Source organism: Propioniciclava soli, assembly GCF_038502305.1.
Lineage (GTDB): Bacteria > Actinomycetota > Actinomycetes > Propionibacteriales > Propionibacteriaceae > Propioniciclava > Propioniciclava soli.
Genome location: NZ_CP115965.1, coordinates 1,667,624 through 1,687,607, shown reverse-complemented (window position 1 = coordinate 1,687,607; position 19,984 = coordinate 1,667,624). Strand labels below are relative to the sequence as shown.

The following is a 19,984-nucleotide window of genomic DNA, read 5'->3' as shown; positions in this document are numbered from 1 at the left end:
ACCCGGCTCGCTGCGTGCGATCCTACTCATCGGACGCCCCCGCAGCGGCCGGGACGAGCAGCGCGACGCACTCGACGTGGTGCGTCATGCCGAACAGGTCGAAGGCTCGGACGCCCGCCACGTGGTAGCCCAGACCTGCCGCGGTCGCGAGGTCGCGGGCCAGGGCAGCCGGGTCGCAGGCGACGTAGGCGATGGCCCGCGGCCGACGGGCGCAGACCTGCTCCATCACGGCGCGTCCGGCCCCCGCGCGTGGCGGGTCGAGCACGACGAGATCGACGCGGGGCGGCAGCTTGCGCACCAGCCGCTCGACCGGCCCGGCGCGAAAGGTGGCCTCCGGCACGTTGCTGGACGCGAGCGCCACGGCCTCGCGCGACCCCTCCACGCCGACGACGTCCACCCCCTGCGCGCTGAGCGCCCCCGCGAAGAGCCCCACCCCACAGTAGAGGTCGACGGCGCTCTCACCCGGCTGCGGGTCCAGCGCCGCGACGACCGCGGCTGCGAGCGTGTCCGCCGCCTCGGGGTGCACCTGCCAGAAGCCGTCGGTGCGCACCCGGAACGTCCGTCCCGCAGCGCGTTCCACCACGACGCCCGGCCCGCCCTCCTCCAGCGCCGTCGCCGCGCCGGGCTCGGCATCGGGCACGGCGTCGGACGCCCCCGCCGCAGCCAACCAGTGCACGGCCGGCCCCGAGATCTCGCCGCGGCTCTCGACGCCCAGGCGCTGGGAGCCGGCCGGCCCGGGGCCGACCTCGGGACGGGCGATCGGCGGTCGCGCGATGAGGCACCCCTGCTCGGGCAGCGGCACCACCGTGTGGGAGCGGTGCGCGCGCAACCCCCAGGCGCGGCCGTCGGAGAGATACCGGACGCGGGTGCGCCACCCGAGCGCCTCGGGCGTCACGGCCTCGACCGACCCGGAGAACGACACCCCGGCCAGCCGGTCCAGTTGTTCGGCGATCACCTGGCGCTTCAACTCCCGCTGGTGGGCCGGCGCGACGTGCTGCAGGTCGCACCCGCCGCAGACCCCGGCCACCGGGCAGGGCGCTGCCACGCGGTGGGGGCTCGCCTCCTCGACGCCCATGGCGTCGCCCCGCGCGAACCGCTTCGCGACCTCGGTGATGCGCACCCGCACCAGTTCACCCTCGAGGGTGTGCCGCACGAAGATCACCCGCCCCTCGTGGCGGGCGACCCAGTGCCCACCGTGGGCGACGCGTCCGACCCGCACCGGGCCGACCACGTCCCCCACGGCCAGCTCAGTCGTCAAGGTGCGCTCCCACGTGGACGGCCCCCGACCCGGGACGACGCCAGGCGGCGGCGTCCGACCGCACGGCCCGTTCGAGCGCGACCTGGCTGGAGGCCAGCTGGTAGGGCACGGCGGTGACCATCACGCCGGGGAAGAATTCCAGCCGCGCCTTGATGAGCAGGCCCGTCTGGTTGTGCAGCAGCCGCTCCCACCAGTGGCCCACCACCAGCTCGGGGAGGTACACCATCACGACGTCGCGCGGGTTGCCCGATCGCAGGCCCTTCACGTAGGCCAGGAACGGCGCCACCACCTGCCGGTACGGCGACGCGATCACGGTGAGCGTGATGCCCGGGTTGAGCTCGTCCCACTCGTCCCGGAGCTGCTCGACCGCGTCCGGATCGGCCGCGACCACGACGGCCTCCATCGTGTTGGCGCGGCTGGCCCGGGCGAAGTTGATCGCCCGCATCGCGGGCTTGTTCAGCTCGTTGACCAGGATCACGGCGCGGACGCGGCTGGGCAGCGTCCGCGTCTCCGACGGATCGAGCGCCGTCTCCCGGGCCACCTTCGCGTAGTGGCGCTGGATCGCCCACATCAGCGCGAAGAGGAGCGCCATCGCCACGACCGTCAGGTAGGCGCCGTAGATGAACTTGGCCGCCAGGACGATGACGAGCACCGTGCCGGTGCAGGTGAGCCCGACGGCGTTGATGGCGCGGCTGCGCACCATGTGGGCGCGGGCGGCGGGGTCGACCTCCGTGCGCAGGTGCCGCGTCCAGTGACGCAGCATGCCGAGCTGGCTGAGGGTGAAGGAGACGAACACACCCACGACGTAGAGCTGGATCAGGGCGGTCACGCTGGCGTTGAACACCAGCACGAGGGTGGACGCCGCCACCGCCAGCAGGATGATGCCGTTGCTGTAGGCCAGCCGATCACCGCGGGTGTGCAGCGACTTGGGGAGGTACCCGTCGCGCGCGAGGATCGAGCCGAGCACGGGGAAGCCGTTGAAGGCGGTGTTGGCGGCGAGGAACAAGATGATCATCGTCGTGGCGACGACGAACAGGAAGCCGGGGTAGAACCCGTCGAACACGGTGGCGGCGAGCTGACCCATGATCGTGTCGGTGTGCCGGACGACCTCCTCGCCGCGGGTCAGCACCACCCCGGAGCTCTCGTCGATCACCTTGGTGCCGGTCACGTTCGCCAGCCAGATGATGCCCCCGAGCATGCTGATCGCCACCGCGCCGAGCAGCCCCAGCGTGGTGGCGGCGTTGCGGCTCTTGGGCTCCTTGAACGCCGGGACGCCGTTGCTGATGGCCTCCACGCCGGTGAGGGCGGCACAACCGGACGAGAAGGCCCGCGCCAGCAGGACGACGACGGCGATCGACGTCAGTGACCCGTAGAAGGGGTCACCGACGATCGTGTAGTCGGCCGTGGGGGCGTGCAGCTCCTCTCCGAGACCCAGGATCCGGAAGGCGCCGAACAGCGTCATCCCGATCACGGCGACCATGAAGCCGTAGGTGGGGATGGCGAAGAACGTGCCCGACTCGCGCACCCCGCGCAGGTTGAGCGTCATGAGCAGCAGGATCAGCGCCGCGGCCCAGATGCCCTCGTGGCCGACGAGCTGGGGGAAGATCGCCTTCGCGTTCTGGACGCCCGAACTCACCGACACCGCCACGGTGAGGATGTAGTCGACCAGGAGCGCGCTCGCGACGACCAGGCCCGGGCGGCGGCCCAGGTTCACCGTCGCCACCTCGTAGTCCCCACCCCCGGAGGGGTAGGCATGCACCGTCTGGCGGTACGACAACACCACGACGAGCATGACCACGGCGACGGCGACCGCGATCGGCCAGCTGAAGGCGTACCCGGCAATGCCGGCCAGGCTCAGCGTCAGGAAGATCTCGTCCGGGGCGTAGGCCACGGAGCTGAGGGCGTCGGAGGCGAAAACCGGCAACGCGATGCGCTTGGGGAGCAGCGTCTCCCCCAGTTGGGTGCTGGCCAGTTTGCGGCCGACCAGCAGTCGCTTGAGCGATTCCGCGACGTTCACGGGGCTACACTGTAGACCTGCTTCCGCCGGACGCACACCCGTGGGTCACGAGTGGGGAGCAGGACAGGGAAAGGCCTCGTCACGTGCACATCGTGATCATGGGATGCGGACGCGTCGGATCGTCGTTGGCCCGGGCGCTCGAACGGCGCGGCCACAGTGTGGCCGTCATCGACATCAACGCCGACTCCTTCCGCCGGCTCGGGCCGGATTTCCACGGCCGGACGATCAAGGGCGTGGGGTTCGACAAGAAGGTTCTGGTGAGCGCCGGCATCAAGCAGGCGGACGGGTTCGCCGCCGTCTCCAGCGGCGACAACTCCAACATCCTCGCAGCCCGGGTGGTCCGGGAGACGTTCGGCATCGACAACGTCGTGGCCCGCATCTACGACCAGGGGCGTGCCGAGGTGTACGAGCGGCTCGGCATTCCGTCCGTCGCCACCGTGCGCTGGGCGGCCGACCAGGTGCTGCGCCGGCTGGTGCCCGAAGGCTCGGAGCCCGAGTGGCGGGACGCGGCGGGCACGGTCCGACTGCTCCGCCTGGGCGCCCACGACGGTTGGGTGGGCCGACGGATCGGCGACATCGAGACGGCCATCCGGTCCAAGGTGCCCTTCCTCTCGCGCTTCGGTCAGGGCCTGGTGCCGGACGCCGCCACCCTGTTGCAGGACGGCGACACGCTGTTCGTGGCAGCGGGCAACGACGACGTCTCGCGCATCGAGTCCGTCCTGGCCGCGCCCCCGCCGCGCCACTGACGCGCGCGTCCACCACCACCGAAGACACCGAAAGGGGCCCCATGCGCGTCGCCATCGCCGGAGCGGGCAACGTCGGGCGATCGATCGCCCGCGAGCTGCTCGCCAACGGCCACCGCGTCCTGCTCATCGACCGCGATCCCCATGCGATCAAGACCGACAGCGTTCCGGACGCCGACTGGCTGCTCGCCGACGCCTGCGAGGTCGACTCGCTGGAGGAGGCGCGGATCGACCGCTGCGACGTGGCCATCGCCGCGACCGGTGACGACAAGGCCAACCTGGTGCACAGCCTGCTGGCCAAGACCGAGTTCGCCGTCCCCCGCACCGTGGCCCGCGTCAACCACCCCAGCAACGAATGGATGTTCGACGACGTGTGGGGGGTCGACGTCGCCGTTTCGACGCCCCGCCTGATGTGCGCGCTGGTCGAGGAGGCGGTCACCGTCGGCGACCTGGTGCGCCTGTTCAGCTTCCACGGCGGCAAGTCGAACCTCGTCGAGATGACCCTGCCCCACGACAGCCCGGCGGTCGGCGTCCGGGTGGACGACCTGCGGTTCCCCGGGGACGCCGTTCCGGTCGCCATCATCCGCGACGGCGTCGCCCGACCCCCCGAGCGGGATGCCGCCGTCGAGGGTGGCGACGAGCTGCTGTTCGTGGTCAACCCCGAGTTCGAGGCGGAGTTGGCGCAGTACCTCTCCCCCGGCGTCCGCCGCGAGCCGGCGCCCGACGAGGACGACTGAGACCCGGCGGGCTGAGCCGCGGTCAGAGCAGGGTGAGCCGCGGTCAGAGCAGGGTGAGCCGCGGTCAGAGCAGGGTGTAGCGCGGGTTGTGGATGCGGCGGACGCCGTCGCTGACACCGACGCGGCCCTGCACGAGGAGTTCGCGCCCGGCCTCGATGCCCGGGATCTCGTGGCGCCCCATCCAGATCAGCGTCACCCGGCCGGTGCCGTCGCTCAGTTGGGCCTCCAGCCAGGGCTGCGGTCGCCTGGGCCGGACGGTGAGCTGCTCAACGGTGCCGCGCAGCGTGACGACACTACGGTCGCGGACGTCCGCGATCGCGTCCGCGCCGGTCGCCTCCGCCAGCCGGTGCCGATCGGCCGAGGTGAGCTCGTCGTCACTCGCGAAGACGCGGCGCAGTCCGTCAAACAGTCCCATGGTGTGCCTACCCGCGGACGCTGCCCTCGGGCAGGGCGAGCTGGATGATCTCCCCCGGCGACCGGGGGGCGTCATCACGGCGCACGACGAGGTTGCGGAAGAACTCCACGAAGAAGTCGGCCGGCGGCTTCTCGCCCTCGACGAGGCCCGCCTGGCCCATCAGCGTGCCGCGCAGCAGCCACCGGGGGCCCTCGACGAGCCAGATGCGTGAGACGTGGAACAGCTGTTCGCCCTCCGGGCCGGTGAGCGGCAGCACCCGCCGCACCTCCGTGCCGAAGGGCCCCTCGGCACGCTCGGCGCTGCCCCCGGCCTGGGTGGCCTCCTCGATGATGTCCTCGCGGAGCTCCTCGGCCAACCCGCCGCTGCGGGGGGCCGCGAACAGCGCCACCTCCAGCCCCGAGTTCTCGTGATGGGCGAGCAGGGTGTAGACGGCGTTCGTCTTCTGGTCCCCCTGCACCTGCAGCAACAGGTCGTGCGGTTGGGTGACGATCAACGGCCCGAACGCGACCCGTCGCACCTGGAGCCGTTCCAGCTCCGCCGCGTCGGCGTCCAGGTCGACCTCCTCGTGGTCGAACGGACCGTCGACGCGCGGATTGACGGCGTCGCGCTCCTCGGCGGTCACCTCATCGCTCTCGTCGGCCTCCTCGGCAGCGAGGCCGTCCGGTGCCGCGTCGGCCTCCATCGCCTCGTTCGCGTCGGCCTCCACCCCGGAGTCGTTCGGGGTCACCTCGACGTCCGCGTCCGTTCCGGCCCCCGCGGGGTCCTTGCGGCCCTTGCGTCCGAAGATCACTCGTCATCCTCCGTCGTCGTCGTCTGCGTGCCGGGGGCACCCCAGTGGGCGACTCCCCCGGTCGACCCGTGCCCACCCGCACCTCGGCTGCTGGCCGGCAGGTCGTCCACCTCGGTGAACACCGCCTGCGCCACGCGTTGGAAGACTAGCTGGGCGATCAGGTCGCCCCGACGCAGTATCACCCTGCGGCGGGGATCGGTGTTCAGCAGGCAGACCTGGATCTCCCCGCGGAACCCCGCATCGACCGTACCCGGCGCGTTGACGACCGTGACGCCCGAACGGGCAGCCAGCCCCGAACGGGGGTGGACGAGCGCGACCCACCCGGGCGGAAAGGCCAGGGCGATGCCGGTCGGCACGAGGGCGCGCTCCCCCGGTTCGAGGGTGACGTCGATGCGCGTTGCCAGGTCGGCGCCCGCGTCGCCCGGATGGGCGTAGCGCGGCAGCGGGACGCCCGCGTCCAGCCGGCGCAGCTGGACGCCGACCCGCTCGGCACCGCTCATCCCCGCTCGTCCACCGGACGCGTACGGCCCAGGGCCGCCGCGGCCCGCGCCGGGGAGCGGCTGGACACCAGCCAGTAGGGGTGCGGGTCGGCGGGGTCGGCCACGGCGATGCGCACCGACTCGGCCAGCCAGGGCCGCTGGACGACGTGGGCCCGGGCGTCCGCCCCGGTGCCCAGGGCCTCGCGGGTGGCGGCGGCGTCCAACACCGTGACCTCGCCGACATAGGGCCAGGTCAGCAGGGAGCGGCCCACGCGCACCCCCGCGTCATCGACCATGATCTCCGTGGCGCCCATGAGCCCCAGGCCGAAGGCGACGCCCACCCCTGCCACGAGTCCGGCGGCGATGCCGACCCATGGCCCGGCCAGGAATCCGATGAAGAAGAACGTGGGGACGCCGACGCCCAGGCCGACGATCCACCACCACACCGGGGGGGTGAGCCGCTCGCGATATGCCACCCGCCCAACCTACCCGCTGGCGGTGGGTCGCCCCTAGGATGGGGCCACCGGGAGGCCGCACGGGCCTCCCCGAGGCAGGACGGGGATCGTGGACCTCTCACAGAAGATCGTGTGGAACCTCTACTCCACCGGTGTCGCCGCCATCGCGGGCATCGTGACGAAGCAGCTCGTGGACCGCGCCTGGATGTTCGTGACGGGCGACGACGATCCGCCGGAGCCGAACGACCCCGAGACCCCGGTCGGGGCGGCGGTGGCGCGCGTGGTGGTGGTGGCTCTCGGCATGGGCCTCTCCCAGGTGCTCATCAACCGCGTCGCGGCCAAGGGGTGGTCGTCGTTCACCGGCCAGGCCAGCCCGGCCCGGCAGGTCAACCTCAAGTTCTGAGCCCCTGAGCAGGAACGCCGACGCGCGCGGCCCCGCCCGGATCGTCCGGGCGGGGCCGCGCGCATGATGGGTCCGTGGTCAGCCGGCGCAGTCCACGCAGTACGTCTGGCCGTTGCGCTCCTCGGCCACCTGGCTGCGGTGCTTCACCAGGAAGCAGCTCGCGCAGGTGAACTCGTTGGCCTGCCGGGGCAGGACGCGCACGGTGAGCTCTTCGTGCGAGAGGTCGGCCCCCGGGAGTTCGAAGGCTTCGGCCGCCTCGACCTCGTCCTCGTCGACCTTGCCGGAGTTCTTGTCGTTGCGCCGGCTCTTCAGTTCTTCAATGCTGTCTTCGCTCTCCTCATCGGTCTTGCGAGGAGCGTCGTAGTCGGTGGCCATGGGTTCCTTTTCTGTCCGGTCGATCGTGGACGGATGCGGCGGTGTGTCGCACGCACATATATCACACTGGTCAAACCCGGGCCCACCCGGGCGGGCCCGTCGGCGGCCCCGGGGTGTTGGGAACCAGTGCTGCGGAGTGCAGGGTAGGTTACGGGTGCAACCTTCTCCCACGGAAGAACGAGAGACATGGACAGTGCCCTGCGCCCCCGCGACATCCAGGCGCGCATTCGCGCGGGAGAGTCGCCCGACGAGGTCGCCGCGGCAGCCGGCGTCCCCGTCGAACAGATCGCCGGCTTCGCACTGCCGGTGGTCGCCGAGCGCGAGCACGTGGCCGGCCTGGCCCGCACCCACCCGGTGCGGCGTCGCGGCGAGACGACCTCCCACCGCACGTTGGCCGTGGCCGTGTCCGATGCCCTCGCCCAGCGCGGCATCGACGCCGACACCGCTACGTGGGACGCGTGGAAGCTCGAGGACCGGCGCTGGCGCGTCCGCGCCGTGTTCGACGCCGACGCCGGAACGGCCGCCGACTTCACCTACGACCAGGGCGGCCGCTTCGCCGTGGCCGCGAACGACGAGGCCCGGGCACTGATCGGTGACGCGGTGGCTGCTCCGGCCGCCGTTGCACCGCTCGATGACGAGCTGGCCCTGGTGCGGGCGGTCCAGGAGCCGGCAGCGCCCTCGGAGCCGTCGGCGACCGGCACGGGTGCCGTGGCCACTGTCACCGAGCTCGCGCCGCCCGTCGCCCAGGACGCCGTCGCCGACATCGCCACCCCGTCGGTCGCCGACACCCCGCCCCCGGCGCCGGACGCCACCGACGACACCCCCACCGACGTGGTCGACACGACCGAGTCGGCGGACGGGGAGGCCGAGGAGGATCCGACCCGCGACGCGTACTTCGAGGCCGAGCTGACCGAGGTGGATGGCGTCGCCGACATCGTCGTGGCCCTCGACACCGACATGGACGTGCTCTACGACATGCTCTCCAGCTTCGATGAGGACTCGGTGAAGATCTACGCCGGCCTCGTGCAGCCCATCCAGGAGAGCCTGCCCGTGGTGGACGATGCTCCCGTCCCCTCCGCCGACGCCGACGACCGCCCCGGCAACGAGGCGGAGACGGAGTCCGACGACGATCCCGAACCGCCGGTTGATGTGGCGGCCGAGGACGTGGGCGCCGAGGACGTCTGGGCGTCCACCGAGTTGCCGGCGCCGGCTGCGTCGTCGGAGGAACCGGAGCAGCTGTCCCTGATCGACGACATCGACCCCGCGCCCGTGCTGCCCAAGCCGCGCCCGCGCAAGAAGCGGGCCTCGGTGCCCAGTTGGGACGAGATCGTCTTCGGCGGCCCCACCCCGCGCCAGCAGGACTGAACCCCAGGACTGAGCCCCAGGACTGAGCCTCAAGACGGAGCTCAGCCCCCCTCGAAGGGGAGCGGTTCGGGCTGCGCGACCCCGCTGCGGGCTCGCGGCAGCCGCAGGCGGTGGTGACGCCGGCACAGCACCTCGTAGGTGACCCGCCCCGGCGCGACGGTGTCGGTGTCACCGACGGCGATCTGGGCGCCCTCCGTGACCATGGCGCCGTCCACGAGCCGGGCGTTGTGCGTCGCGACGGCGCCGCACCAGCACCGCGGCCGCGCCGGCAGCATCTCGATCCGGTCCGCGAGTTCGACCAGCCGCGCAGAGCCCGGGAACAGGCAGGTGCGGAAGTCGGCCAGGATGCCGAAACACGACACGTCGATGCCGAACTCGTCGACGATGCGCGCAAGGTCGTCCACCTGCGCGGCGGTGTAGAACTGCGCCTCGTCGCAGACCAGGTAGTCGATGCGGCGCCCCGCGGTCAGCTCGGCGGCCACGTGGGCCCACAGGTCGAGGCCGGGCGTGACCTCCACCGCCGGCGCCGCCAGGCCGATGCGGGAGGAGATCACGGCCTCGCCGCCGCGGTCGAAGCAGGTGAACAGCAGGCCGCGGCGTCCGGCGGAGCGTTCGGTGTCGTCCACCTGGAGGGCCAGGGTCGACTTGCCGCAGTTCATCGGCCCGGTGAAGTAGATCAGGGCGGCCACGTCACCCCACCAGCAGCGGGACGCGCATTTCGGCGTCGGTGAGGGAGCCATGCATGCCGACGAGTCCGAACTCGTTGGGCTGGCGGCGCGTCATGACGGCGGTGTCGTCGCGCACGCCGACGAGCACGTCGCCGATCCGGGATGCCAGGCGGGGCTGCACCGGGCCGAACCAGCCGGCGTCGATCGCCTCGTCCCGGGTCACGACCCAGGCCCGCTCGCCCAGGACGGACGACCACCGCCGCGCGACGCCGACCACGTGGCCCGGCTCCGCGTAGACCTGCCGGAAGCGTCCCTCGCCGGCGAACAGGGTGACGTCGTCGAGCAGGCCGGGCACGTCCTCGGCCACCACCCACCGGTCGCGGGGGCAGTCCACCATGCCGTGGTCCCCCGTCACCAGCAGCGCGACGTCGTCGGGCAGCGCCTCGCGCAGCCGCCGCGCCAAGGTGTCCACGCGGCGCAGCGCGTGGCGCCACGCGCTGGACTGCCAGCCCTCACCGTGCCCGGTGTGGTCGAGCTCGCGTTCGTAGAAGTAGACCAGGGACGCGTCCCCGGACGCCGCGGCGTCGGCCACCCACCCGATGCGGGACGCGTGGTCACCCTCGTCGGGCACCGGCACGAACCGGGCCCCGCGCAGGGCGCACTCGGTCAGCCCCGTGCCCGCGAACCGGGCGAGGGCGACATTGGTGAGGTCGACCCCCGAACGGGCCAGGCGTTCGAAGCCCGTCAGGCGCGGCTGCACGTCCAGCGCGGAGAGCCCCCGCTGCCAGGACAGGGCGTTCAGCACCCCACCGGAGACGGGGTTGCGGAACGAATAGCCGACGATGCCGTGCTCCCCGGGGGTCAGCCCCGTGCCGAGGCTGGTGATGCTCGTCGCGGTGGTGCTCGGCGCGCCGCTGGTGAGGGTGCGACCCTGCGCCTCGCGCAGCCCCGCCAGGTAGGGCGCGCAGTCGGCCGCGGCGGCCAGGTTGGCGTCCCCCAGGCCGTCCACGAGCAGGATCACCCAGCGTGCGGACCGCGGCAGGCCCAAGGCGTCGGGCCACCCGCTCACCCCCAGGGACGTGGCGACGCTGCCGAAGACGTCGGCGAGGGTCGAGCGCCCGTAGTCGGGCACGCAGGGCTGCTCGTTCGGCTCGGGTTCGGCCACGTCAGACGCACCTGCGTTGCAGGAGCGAGCCCAGGCGCACGAGGCCGGCCAGCGCGGCGTCCCCGTCGGCGGCGGCGCTCATCCGCACGCTCAGGTCGTCGGTCAGGTCCTGGGCGGTGTAGCCGTGGTCGGCGTCACAGGTCGGGTCGGCGCAGGCGGCCGGCTCGATCTCGACGCGGCGCACCGCCCCCCAGTTCACGACGAGCCACGCCTCGGCGATGCCGCCGCGGCCGCGTCCGAACTTCTCGGGCTGCGCCGCCACCTGCGTGAGGGCCACCGACCGGACGCGGGAGAGTCCGACGACCTCCGTGGTCGTCAACGCCTGGCCCGGCGTGCCGGGGACCCCGTCGCCGTCGTCGGTGTGGGCAACGATGAACCGGGCCGGGGTCACGACGAGGACGGTGACGTGGCGGTGCACCTCGCTGGCGGTGAACGTGGCCTCGTGGTGCACCAGGGAGTCGACCACCTGTTCGTCGCCCACCGCCTGGAGCACCGTGGCCGCCACGAACTCCGGGAAGTAGCCCGAGGCGACGATGGCCTCGTGCAGGTCGCGGGGCAGTTGTGGCGTCGTCATGGCGTGCATTCTCGCACCCCGCGCGGTGGCGACGAAACGGACGCGGCGGCGTCCGGGGGGTGACGGCGTCCGTTACGGTGGGGTCCCATGAGCAATCGCCCGTTCTTCGCCGCCCGCGTCGAGATGTTCATCGACCGCCGTGCCGAACAGTTCTTCCGCTCGCTGGGGTGGACCGAACAGGTGATCCCCTACACGGCGTACGGCGACGACGGGTTCGCTCGGGTCCTGGCACGGGTGGTGCTCAGCCCGACGTTCAGCGAGACGCAACTCGGCAAGGTCGCCGAGGAGTTCCTGGCCAGGCGGGGCTGGCGCAACTTCCTCAACGCCGCCTGCGTCCACGCCCGGTACACGATCCGGCTCGGCGACGCCGAGGTGCACGGCACGACCGACCGGGGCGGCTACGTCGACCACCGGGTTCGCAACCACGGGTCCGAACCCGGATGGGTGATGGCCACCGTGGAGTCCGGTGACTCGTCGGCGCAGGTGCCGGTGCTCGTCGTCAACCCCGACGCGACCGTGGGGATGGTGAGCGACATCGACGACACGATCCTGACGACCATGCTGCCCCGCCCCTTCATCGCGGCGTGGAACTCGTTCATCCGCACCGAATCGGCCCGCCAGGCGGTGGCCGGCATGGCGCTGTTCTATGACGCCTTCCTCACCCGTCACCCGGGCGCGCCGGTGCTCTACCTCTCCACCGGCGCGTGGAACACGCACGGCTTCCTGCGCCGCTTCATGCGCCGCCACCGCTACCCCGAGGGTCCGATGCTGCTGACCGACTGGGGGCCCACCAACACGGGCTGGTTCCGGTCCGGTCAGGAGCACAAGCGCATGTCGCTGCTGCAGCTCAGCGTCGACTTCCCCCACCTGCGCTGGCTCCTGGTCGGCGACGACGGCCAGCACGACCCGGACATCTACAGCGAGTTCGCCTCCGCGAACCCCCATCGCGTGCTGGGCATCGCGCTGCGCCAGCTGTCGCCCGCCGAGCACGTCCTCGCCCACGGCACGACCGAGCCGCTGCTGGAGGACGAGGGCCCCACCCCGGTCCCCGTCGTGCGCGCCCCCGATGGGCGCGGCCTGCTGCAGATGGCGCGCGAACGCTTCGGGCTGCTCTGAGGCACCCCGGCGCCCGGTGCGGCGTCCGGACGCCGGCGTCCGGGCCCCCTACCATGGTTCGCGCGCCCGCCCGGGCGCGGTCGAGGGCGCCGAACGGGCGCCGGGAAGGGGTCACGTGGTCACCCGAGGGCCGAGCGAGGACGAGCTGGTCGAGAAGATCATCGACATCGACGTCACCTCCGAGATGGAGACGAGCTTCCTCGAGTACGCGTACTCCGTCATCTACGCCCGCGCCCTGCCCGACGCCCGCGACGGGCTGAAGCCGGTGCAGCGCCGCATCCTGTACTCGATGGACGACATGGGGGTGCGGCCCGACCGCCCGCACGTGAAGTGCGCCCGCGTCGTCGGCGAGGTGATGGGCAAGCTGCACCCCCACGGCGACTCGGCGATCTACGACGCGCTCGTGCGCATGGGGCAGTCGTGGGCGATGCGGCTGCCGGTCGTCGACGGCCACGGCAACTTCGGTTCGCTGGACGCCGGCCCCGCGGCGATGCGCTACACCGAGTGCCGGATGGCGACGGCGGCGTCCGCCATGGTGGCCGACATCGGCGCCGACACCGTCGACTTCAAGACCAACTACGACGGCCGCGGCACCGAGCCCGTCGTCCTGCCCGCGGCGTTCCCCAACCTGCTCGTGAACGGCTCGACCGGCATCGCGGTCGGCATGGCCACCAACATCCCGCCACACAACCTCGTCGAGGTCGTCCAGGCGCTCAAGCACCTGTTGAAGCACCCCGACGCCACGGTGGAGGACCTGATGCGGTTCGTACCCGGCCCCGATCTGCCCACCGGCGGCAAGATCGTCGGTCTGGAGGGCATCGCGGACGCCTACGCCAGCGGCCGCGGCGTCTTCCGCATCCGCGCCACAGCCCGCATCGAGCAGACCTCCCCGCGCCGCCGCGGCATCGTCGTGACCGAGCTGCCGTACATGATCGGCCCCGAGCGGATCATCGAGCAGATCAAGACGCTGCACCAGAACAAGAAGATCACCGGCGTCGCCGACATCAAGGACCTCACCGACCTCGTCAACGGCACCCGCCTGGTCATCGAGGTCAAGAACGGCATCAATCCCGACGCGCTGCTCGAGCAGCTCTACAAGCTGACCAAGCTGGAGGACAGCTTCGGCATCAACATGGTGGCCCTCGTCGAGGGCCAGCCGCAGACGCTGTCGCTGCGCGACGCCCTGGTCGTCTACGCCAACCACCGCCTCGACGTGACGCTGCGGCGGACGCGGTACCTGCATCAGCAGGCCGCCGACCGGCTCCACCTCGTCGAGGGTCTGCTGCTGGCGATCGTCGACATCGACGACGTGATCGCGATCATCCGGGGTTCGGACGACGCCGAGGCGGCCCGCACCCGGCTCATGGAGGTGTTCGACCTCACCGAGCTGCAGGCCACCTACATCCTCGACCTGCGGCTGCGGCGCCTCACGAAGTTCAGCCGCATCGAGCTGGAGACCGAACGCGACGACCTGCTGGCCCGGCTCGCGGAGCTGGACGATATCATCGGCAGCGACGAGGCGCTGCGGGCGCTCGTCGCCGCCGAGCTCGACGCGATGGCGCGCACCCACGGCACGCCGCGTCGGACGGTGCTGCTCGCCGGCGGCGGCACCACCGTCACCGCCGCCGCCGCCCCGCTGGAGGTGGCCGACGACCCCTGCACCGTCATGCTCAGCTCGGCGGGCCTGCTGGCGCGCGTCGACAGCCCGGAGGCGCTGCCGAGCGGCGGACGCCGCGCCCAGCACGACGTCATCGTCTCGGCGATCCGCACCACGGCGCGGGGCGAGTACGGCGTCCTGACCTCGGCGGGGCGGGTGCTGCGCGCCCACGCCATCGAGCTGCCGAGCGTGGCGCTGACCGCCGACGCCCCCAATCTGCAGGGCGGCACGCTGGCGTCCGAACTGCTCGACCTCGCCGCCGGGGAGCGACCGTTGGCGCTCACACGGCTCGGGGCGGACGCCACCTGGGCGCTGGGCACCGAGCGCGGCGTCGTGAAGCGCGTCAACCCCGAGGTGCTGACCAACAAGGACGCCTGGGAGGTCATCCGCCTCGAGGAGGGCGACGCCGTGATCGGCGCGGTCGAGCTGACCGACGAGACCGCCGAGCTCACGTTCGTCAGCTCCGACGCCCAGCTCCTGCACTTCCCGGCCGCGGCCGTGCGCGCCCAGGGCCGCGCCGGTGCCGGCATGGCGGGCATCAAGCTCGCGGCCGGTCAGAAGGCGGTGTTCTTCGGCGCGGTCGGCGACGACGCGGTCGTGGTGACGGTGTCGGGCGCCGCGTCCGCGCTGCCCGGCACCGAATCCGGCTCGGTGAAGGTCACCCCGTTCTCGGAGTACCCACCCAAGGGCCGGGCGACCGGCGGCGTCCGCTGCCACCGCTTCCTGAAGGGCGAGGACGCGATCGTGCTGGCCCACGTGGGGGCGATTCCGGTGATCGCGGCGGCGGCGTCCGGTGCGCCGGTCGACCTGCCGCCCGCCACCGGCCGGCGCGACGGCTCAGGCACTCCGGCAGTCCAGCCGATTGCCGGCGTCGCATCCCGGCGCCACCCCGAGGCGGACGCCCCCGCCGCCGGTTGAGTCAGACCCGCTGCTCCAGCAGGCCGGTGTCCACGTCGTACAGGAAGCCGCCCACCTCGGCGCGGCCCACCACCAGGGGGTGCTCACGCAGCATGGCGACGTCGGCCGCGAGCCGGCCCTCCTGGTCGGGGTCCGTGCCGAAGTCGAAGTCACCGGCGTCCAGGCCGGACGCCTGCAGGATGCGCTCCCGGATGCCCGCGCTGTCGGCCGCTGCGGCAGCGCACTTCGTGTGGTGGACGACCAGGATGCGGTCGACCTGCAGCAGGTGCACCCCGAGCACGCAGCCCACCAGCGCGTCGGGCGTGACGCGGGCCCCGGGGGTGCGCAGGAACTTCGCCTCGCCGAGCATCAGCCCGACCATCTCCAGGGGTTGGAGGCGTGAGTCCATGCACGTGATCATCAGGACGCCCGCGTGCGCGATGCCGTCGAAACCGCGGGGCGCACTGTTGGCGTAGCGCCGGTTGGCGGCGAGGAGATCTGCGAACGGCTCGGCTTCCATGGGCTGGATCGTAGCGACGCGGCGGGAGGCTCCGAGCCGCCGTCCACCCCGGGAGGGCGTCGCTCGGAGGCCTGTTGCCTCAGGCGTCGATGCGTTCCGCGTCGAGGGCGTAGGCGCCCTCGATGATGAACTCCTTGCGCGGGGCCACCTCGTTGCCCATGAGCTTCTCGAAGGTCGCGACGGCCTGCTGCAGCGACTCCCCCTCCTCCACGGTGATGCGGCGCAGCGTCCGGAACCGCGGGTCCATCGTGGTCTCCTTGAGCTGCTCGGCGTCCATCTCCCCCAGACCCTTGTAGCGCTGCGGCTCCTTGAAGCCGGTGCCCTTCTTGGTGAGCTCGGCGAGCTTTCGCTGGTACTCGGCCTCGGTGTAGGTGTAGGTGTACTTCTCCTGGCCCTTGCGCGGGTTCGTCAGCTCGAACCGATGCAGCGGCGGCACGGCGGTGTAGACCTTGCCCGCCTCGAGCAGCGGGCGCATGTAGGTGAAGAACAGGGTCGTCAGCAGCGTTCGGATGTGCGCGCCGTCGGAGTCGGCGTCCGCCATGAAGATCACCTTGCCGTAGCGCGCGGCGTCGAGGTCGAACGAGCGGCCCGACCCGGCGCCCACCACCTGGATGATGGCCGCGCACTCGGCGTTCTTCAGCATGTCGCCGACGGACGCCTTCTGCACGTTGAGGATCTTGCCCCGAATCGGCAGCAGCGCCTGGAACTCGGAGTTCCGCGCCATCTTGGCCGTCCCCATCGCCGAGTCACCCTCGACGATGAAGAGCTCCGTGCGGTCCCCGTCATTGCTGCGGCAGTCGGCCAGCTTGGGCGGCAGGCTGCTCGACTCCAACGCATTCTTGCGCCGCTGGTTCTCCTTGTGCGCCCGCGCGGCCACGCGGGTTCGAGCCGCCCCCACCGCCTTCTCGAGCACCGCGCGGGACTGCCCACGCTGCGTCGGCTTGGTGGAGGCGAGGAGGGCCAGCAACTCCTGCTCCACGATGCGGGTGACCAGCCGGGCCACCGGGGGCGTGCCGAGCACCTCCTTGGTCTGCCCCTCGAACTGGGGCTCCGCGAGCCGGACGGTGACCACGGCCGTCAGCCCCTCGAGAATGTCCTCCTTGACGACCTCCTCGCCGGCCTTCAACAGCCGGGTGCCGTCCAGCGCCTTGCCGACGGCGCGCACCAGCCCGCGCTCGAAGCCGAGCACGTGCGTGCCCCCCTTGGGGGTGGCGATGATGTTCACGAAGGAGACCACCTTCGTGTCGTAGGTGTCGCTCCAGCGCAGTGCGACGTCGACCTCCAGGTCGCGCTCGACATCGGTGGGGGTCATCGCCCCGGCGTCGTCCAGCATCGGGACGGTCTCGGTGAAGCGGTCCGCGCCGCCGAGCCGCCAGACGTCCGTGACGGGCGTCCCCTCGGCGAGGAAGTCCGCGAACTCCGAGATGCCCCCGGTGTGGAGGTGCGTGTCGACGTGCTCGGCGCCGGCGACGCGCCGGTCGTCGACCGCGATCTCGAGGCCCGAAACCAGGAAGGCCGTCTGCCGGGCCCGCTGGGCGAGCTGGGTGCCGGAGAGCTCGGCGTCCGCCAGGAAGATCTGCCGGTCGGGCCAGTAGCGGATGCGGGTGCCGGTGCGTCCCTTGGCCACGCGCTTGCCCTTGTGGAGGGTGTTGTCGGGGGTGAACGCGGCGTTCGGGCCCTCGCCGTCGAACACGCCGGGGACGCCGCGCCTGAACGACATCAGCCAGGTCGCCCCGTTGCGGTCGACCTCCACGTCCAGCCGCGCGCTCAGCGCGTTCACGACGGACGCCCCCACCCCGTGCAGACCGCCGGTCGCGTTGTACGAGCCGCCGCCGAACTTGCCGCCGGCGTGCAGCTTGGTGAAGATCACCTCGACGCCCGACAGGCCCGTCCGCGGCTCGATGTCCACCGGCATGCCGCGGGCCTCGTCGTCCACCTGCACCGACCCGTCGGCGTGCAGCGTGACCCGGATGCGCTGCCCGAACCCGGCCAGCGCCTCGTCCACCGCGTTGTCGATGATCTCCCACATGCAGTGCATGAGGCCGCGGGTGTCGGTGGAGCCGATGTACATGGCCGGCCGCTTGCGCACCGCCTCGAGGCCCTCCAGCACCAACAGGTGCCGGGCCTCGTACTCGCGGCTCTCGGCCTTCGGCTTCGTCTGGGTCGTCGTCACGCCCCGCAGCGTACCGGGGCTCTCCGACAACCTTGGTGACCCACTCCGCGACCGTCCGGGGGCCGCGGGGCGGCGTCCGCCAGGACACGAACGTGTGACGATCGTGCGTCGTCGCCGGGATTGTTGTGCGCAGCGAGTACCGTCAGGGGCGTCGGGAACAATCCTCCGCACGGCGGCGTTGAACCCGGTGTCACCGACTTGGACCGCCGATGAAAGGAAGGCCGATGACCACCACCGTTCTGGACGGGCTCACCGCCGCCGACCGCTGCGATCGCTGCGGCGCTCAGGCCTACGTCCGCGTCACCCTCCCCTCCGGCGGCGAGCTGCTGTTCTGCGGCCACCACGGACGGGCCCACTCCGACAAGCTCAAGCAGGTCGCGCTCAACATCCACGACGAGACCAGCAAGCTGTCCTGACGAGTCCCCCGAACCTGGCAGGGCCCGGCACCGCACGCGGTGCCGGGCCCTGCTGCATGCAGGCCGACGTCGGGGGCCGGGATCAGGCCGCCAGCGACTCCAGCATGGCCACCCGGGTGGCGACGTCGTGCGCGGTGGCGGTGACCATCAGCTCGGCCAGGCCTGCGTCGGCGACCAGCTCGGCCAGGCCCTCCCGGACGGCGTCCGGGGTGCCGACGTACTTGGTGGCCACCAGGGATGCGGCGTCGTGGGCGGCGAGCCGGTGGGCGGCCTCCTCGGGCGTGACGATCGGCTCCAGGCGTCCGGTGCGCAAGCCCAGCCACATGACCTTCGCCGGGCCGGCGAGCCAGTCCGCCTCCTCGGGCGTCGGCGCGGTGATGACCGACGTGCAGACCATCGGGTACGGCTCGGCCAGGTCGGCCGATGGGACAAACGCGTCGCGGTAGAGGGCGATCACGGCCGCCGGGTCGAGTTGCCCGAAGTGCCCGGCGTAGCAATAGCGTAGGCCGAGGCGTCCGGCCAGGCGGGCGGAGTAGTCCGAGGAGCCGAGCAGCCAGATGTCGGGGTAGCTGGACGCCGCAGGCGTCGCGGTGAGCGTGGTGCCCATGCCGGTGCGGACGCCGGACGGGCTGAGCCACGCGCGCACCAGGCGCAGGTGTTCGTCGAACTCCTCGTGGCCCAGGCCCTCCTGGGTGCGGCGCAGCGCCCAGGCGGTGATCTGGTCGGCGCCCGGCGCGCGACCGATCCCGAGGTCGATGCGGCCGGGGTGCATGGCCTCGAGCGCGGCGAACTGCTCGGCGATCACGTAGGGGCTGTGGTTGGGCAGCATCACCCCGCCCGAGCCCACGCGGATCCGCTCGGTGCGGGCAGCCACCGCGGCGATGAGCACCGGGGGCGTCGTGGCGGCCACGGACGGCATGTTGTGGTGCTCGGCCACCCAGAACCGCTCCAGACCGAGCCGGTCGGCGGCTTGCGCGAGGGTGAAGGTGTCGGCGAAGGCGTCCGCAGACGTGCCGCCGGCGCGCACCGTGGAGAGGTCGAGGACCGAGAGCGGAACAGGGAACATGCCTTCCGCAACGTCGTCACCGGCGGGCGCATTCCCACCGCGACAACGACGAAGGGGGCAGGATGGGCGTCATGCGGAGCATCACCTGCCACCTCGGCGACATCACCACCGAACGGGTCGACGCTGTCGTCAACGCGGCCAATTCCTCCCTGCTGGGCGGCGGCGGGGTCGACGGGGCGATTCACCGCGCCGCCGGGCCGGGGTTGCTCGCGGCGTGCCGGGACCTGCGGCGCACCTCGCTGCGGGACGGCCTGCCCGTGGGCGACGCGGTGGCGACCGACGCCTTCGACCTGCCCGCCCGCTGGGTGATCCACACCGTCGGCCCCAACCGTCACGCGGGCCAGACCGATCCCGCGTTGCTCGCGTCGGCCTTCCGTCGGCCGCTGGAGGCCGCGGCCGGTCTGGGGGCGGCGTCGGTGGCCTTCCCCGCGATCAGCGCCGGGGTGTACGGCTGGGACGCCGCTGAGGTCGCCCGCCTTGCGGTGAACGCGGCGCGCCACACCGTGGCGGCAGGGGTCGATGACGTCCGCTTCGTGCTGTTCTCCGAGGAGGCCCTGGCGACGTTCCGCCGGCATGCGGCCGGGTGATCCTGTCGCGTCCTCTCACTTGATAACGATTCTCATATGCAGCTACGGTGGGGCGCATGCCACGCCTCTCCACGTCGTCCGCGACCATCCACACCCGTCCCCTGGCCA

At 72.1% G+C, this 19,984-nt stretch carries 21 protein-coding genes; 8 read left to right on the top strand and 13 right to left on the bottom strand.

Annotated features, from left to right (window positions below; all coding sequences use genetic code 11):
- Positions 1-22: 22 nt before the first annotated feature.
- Both PCC79_RS07725 and PCC79_RS07720 read right to left on the bottom strand, forming a co-directional pair.
- Complete coding sequence (locus PCC79_RS07725; RefSeq protein ID WP_342373463.1) at positions 23-1,258, bottom strand: class I SAM-dependent RNA methyltransferase; 1,236 nt, start codon at positions 1,256-1,258, stop codon at positions 23-25.
- Entirely contained in the window at positions 1,248-3,275 is a 2,028-nt protein-coding gene (locus PCC79_RS07720) for an APC family permease (RefSeq protein ID WP_342373462.1), read from the bottom strand. Before PCC79_RS07720 ends, PCC79_RS07725 begins: the two co-directional genes overlap by 11 nt.
- A gap of 98 nt (positions 3,276-3,373) precedes the next feature.
- On the opposite strand from PCC79_RS07720, the gene PCC79_RS07715 reads away from it, so the two are divergent.
- Together PCC79_RS07715 and PCC79_RS07710 are read left to right on the top strand one after the other, a co-directional pair.
- Entirely contained in the window at positions 3,374-4,021 is a 648-nt protein-coding gene (locus tag PCC79_RS07715) for a TrkA family potassium uptake protein (RefSeq protein WP_332836159.1), read from the top strand.
- Positions 4,022-4,062: 41 nt separating this feature from the next.
- A complete protein-coding gene (locus tag PCC79_RS07710; RefSeq protein WP_232548031.1) occupies positions 4,063-4,755 on the top strand; it encodes a potassium channel family protein in 693 nt (230 codons plus the stop codon).
- Positions 4,756-4,819: 64 nt separating this feature from the next.
- On the opposite strand, the gene PCC79_RS07705 is transcribed toward PCC79_RS07710, so the two are convergent.
- The 4 genes from PCC79_RS07705 to PCC79_RS07690 are packed head-to-tail and all read right to left on the bottom strand — an operon-like array spanning position 4,820 to position 6,915.
- Positions 4,820-5,170 (bottom strand): OB-fold nucleic acid binding domain-containing protein, encoded by a 351-nt coding sequence (locus PCC79_RS07705; protein WP_232548032.1) that lies wholly within the window; start codon positions 5,168-5,170, stop codon positions 4,820-4,822.
- Positions 5,171-5,177: 7 nt separating this feature from the next.
- Complete coding sequence (locus PCC79_RS07700) at positions 5,178-5,960, bottom strand: DUF3710 domain-containing protein (protein ID WP_232548033.1); 783 nt, start codon at positions 5,958-5,960, stop codon at positions 5,178-5,180.
- Complete coding sequence (gene dut / locus PCC79_RS07695; RefSeq protein ID WP_232548034.1) at positions 5,957-6,460, bottom strand: dUTP diphosphatase; 504 nt, start codon at positions 6,458-6,460, stop codon at positions 5,957-5,959. The genes PCC79_RS07700 and dut overlap by 4 nt, the downstream gene beginning before the upstream one ends.
- The gene (locus tag PCC79_RS07690; RefSeq protein ID WP_232548035.1) at positions 6,457-6,915 is read right to left on the bottom strand and encodes a DUF3093 domain-containing protein; all 459 of its coding nucleotides are present in this window, start codon (positions 6,913-6,915) and stop codon (positions 6,457-6,459) included. Before PCC79_RS07690 ends, dut begins: the two co-directional genes overlap by 4 nt.
- 88 nt (positions 6,916-7,003) lie before the next feature.
- Between PCC79_RS07690 and PCC79_RS07685 the strand changes: the two genes are divergently transcribed.
- A complete protein-coding gene (locus PCC79_RS07685; RefSeq protein ID WP_232548036.1) occupies positions 7,004-7,297 on the top strand; it encodes a DUF4235 domain-containing protein in 294 nt (97 codons plus the stop codon).
- 78 nt (positions 7,298-7,375) lie between these two features.
- On the opposite strand, the gene PCC79_RS07680 is transcribed toward PCC79_RS07685, so the two are convergent.
- Positions 7,376-7,672: a DUF4193 domain-containing protein gene (locus PCC79_RS07680; protein ID WP_232548037.1), complete on the bottom strand. Its 297-nt coding sequence runs from the start codon at positions 7,670-7,672 to the stop codon at positions 7,376-7,378.
- A gap of 186 nt (positions 7,673-7,858) precedes the next feature.
- On the opposite strand from PCC79_RS07680, the gene sepH reads away from it, so the two are divergent.
- Entirely contained in the window at positions 7,859-9,037 is a 1,179-nt protein-coding gene (gene sepH / locus PCC79_RS07675; protein WP_232548038.1) for a septation protein SepH, read from the top strand.
- Between the two features lie 41 nt (positions 9,038-9,078).
- On the opposite strand, the gene PCC79_RS07670 is transcribed toward sepH, so the two are convergent.
- From PCC79_RS07670 to PCC79_RS07660, 3 genes are read right to left on the bottom strand one after another with little or no spacing between them, the layout of a single operon-like run.
- A complete protein-coding gene (locus tag PCC79_RS07670) occupies positions 9,079-9,726 on the bottom strand; it encodes a thymidine kinase (protein ID WP_342373461.1) in 648 nt (215 codons plus the stop codon).
- 1 nt (position 9,727) lies between these two features.
- Positions 9,728-10,870 (bottom strand): alkaline phosphatase family protein, encoded by a 1,143-nt coding sequence (locus PCC79_RS07665; protein WP_232548040.1) that lies wholly within the window; start codon positions 10,868-10,870, stop codon positions 9,728-9,730.
- A gap of 1 nt (position 10,871) precedes the next feature.
- Complete coding sequence (locus PCC79_RS07660; protein WP_232548041.1) at positions 10,872-11,444, bottom strand: DUF5998 family protein; 573 nt, start codon at positions 11,442-11,444, stop codon at positions 10,872-10,874.
- An 87-nt stretch (positions 11,445-11,531) separates the two neighbouring features.
- Here PCC79_RS07660 and PCC79_RS07655 point away from each other — a divergent pair, with 87 nt between their 5' ends.
- Together PCC79_RS07655 and PCC79_RS07650 are read left to right on the top strand one after the other, a co-directional pair.
- Positions 11,532-12,560 carry an App1 family protein gene (locus PCC79_RS07655; RefSeq protein ID WP_232548042.1) on the top strand — a complete coding sequence of 343 codons (1,029 nt, stop codon included), beginning with the start codon at positions 11,532-11,534 and terminating at the stop codon, positions 12,558-12,560.
- A 115-nt stretch (positions 12,561-12,675) separates the two neighbouring features.
- Complete coding sequence (locus tag PCC79_RS07650) at positions 12,676-15,135, top strand: DNA topoisomerase (ATP-hydrolyzing) (protein WP_342373460.1); 2,460 nt, start codon at positions 12,676-12,678, stop codon at positions 15,133-15,135.
- Position 15,136: 1 nt separating this feature from the next.
- Here the strand turns inward: PCC79_RS07650 and PCC79_RS07645 are convergent, their stop codons facing one another.
- Positions 15,137-15,634 (bottom strand): carbonic anhydrase, encoded by a 498-nt coding sequence (locus PCC79_RS07645; RefSeq protein ID WP_342373459.1) that lies wholly within the window; start codon positions 15,632-15,634, stop codon positions 15,137-15,139.
- A gap of 79 nt (positions 15,635-15,713) precedes the next feature.
- Positions 15,714-17,807 (bottom strand): DNA topoisomerase IV subunit B, encoded by a 2,094-nt coding sequence (locus tag PCC79_RS07640; protein WP_342373458.1) that lies wholly within the window; start codon positions 17,805-17,807, stop codon positions 15,714-15,716.
- Positions 17,808-18,031: 224 nt separating this feature from the next.
- Here PCC79_RS07640 and PCC79_RS07635 point away from each other — a divergent pair, with 224 nt between their 5' ends.
- Positions 18,032-18,223, top strand: coding sequence for a DUF7455 domain-containing protein (locus PCC79_RS07635; protein WP_232548046.1), 192 nt, complete (start codon positions 18,032-18,034; stop codon positions 18,221-18,223).
- Positions 18,224-18,305: 82 nt separating this feature from the next.
- On the opposite strand, the gene PCC79_RS07630 is transcribed toward PCC79_RS07635, so the two are convergent.
- Positions 18,306-19,289 (bottom strand): LLM class flavin-dependent oxidoreductase, encoded by a 984-nt coding sequence (locus PCC79_RS07630; RefSeq protein WP_342373457.1) that lies wholly within the window; start codon positions 19,287-19,289, stop codon positions 18,306-18,308.
- 71 nt (positions 19,290-19,360) lie between these two features.
- Here PCC79_RS07630 and PCC79_RS07625 point away from each other — a divergent pair, with 71 nt between their 5' ends.
- Positions 19,361-19,876 carry an O-acetyl-ADP-ribose deacetylase gene (locus PCC79_RS07625; protein ID WP_342373456.1) on the top strand — a complete coding sequence of 172 codons (516 nt, stop codon included), beginning with the start codon at positions 19,361-19,363 and terminating at the stop codon, positions 19,874-19,876.
- The last annotated feature ends 108 nt before the right edge of the window (positions 19,877-19,984 follow it).